Below are 974 nucleotides of genomic sequence, written 5' to 3'. Positions count from 1 at the left end.
TCCATTCTGATCGACGAAGCCCGCACCCCGCTCATAATATCAGGGGAAGGCGACAAGCCCACCGGGCTTTATTATCAGATCGCCAAATTTGTTCCCCGACTCAAGACGGAAGAAGACTACATCGTGGATGAAAAAGCCCACCTGGTAACTTTGACCGAGGATGGGGTGCGCAAGGTGGAGAAAGGGTTTGGCATTGAAAACCTTTCCGACAACATGGAACTGGCCCATCATATTAATCAGGGCTTGAAAGCCCATGCCCTGATGAAGCGGGACCGCGATTACGTGGTCAAAGACGATCAGGTCATCATCGTGGATGAATTTACCGGCCGCTTAATGTTTGGCCGGCGCTACAGTGACGGCTTGCATCAGGCCATAGAGGCCAAGGAAGGGGTTAAAATCGAAAAAGAATCCCAAACCTTGGCTACGATCACCTTTCAGAATTATTTCCGCATGTATCAGAAACTGGCCGGTATGACTGGTACCGCCAAAACCGAGGAAGAAGAATTCCGCAAGATTTATGGCATGGATGTTCTGGCCATTCCTACCAACATGGCCATGGTCAGAGACGATAAACCCGATGTCATATACCGTACTGAAGGCGGCAAATTTACGGCCGTGATTGAAGATATCGTGGAATGCCATAAAGCCGGACAGCCTGTGCTGGTCGGCACTATTTCCATCGAGAAATCCGAACTCTTGAGCGGAATGCTCAGCAAGCGCGGAATAAAACACCAGGTCTTAAATGCCAAGCATCATGAAAAGGAAGCCCAGATAATCGCCCAGGCCGGTCAACGCGGCACCGTGACCATCGCCACCAATATGGCGGGACGCGGCACCGACATCGTCCTGGGAGAAGGGGTTAAGGAATTGGGCGGACTCTATGTCCTGGGAACCGAGCGCCATGAAGCCAGGCGCATCGACAACCAGCTGCGCGGCCGCTCCGGCCGGCAGGGCGACCCGGGTCTGTCCCGTTT

General features: G+C 53.2%; 1 pseudogene. It reads left to right on the top strand.

From position 1 onward, the window contains the following. Window positions 1-974: pseudogene (locus tag B3W37_RS15120) on the top strand (preprotein translocase subunit SecA); the annotation flags it as partial.

It is taken from the genome of Syntrophomonas sp. UBA5494, from assembly GCF_002426325.1.
The sequence above is the reverse complement of the archived record's forward strand: the minus strand, read 5'-3'. Positions and strand labels throughout refer to the sequence as shown.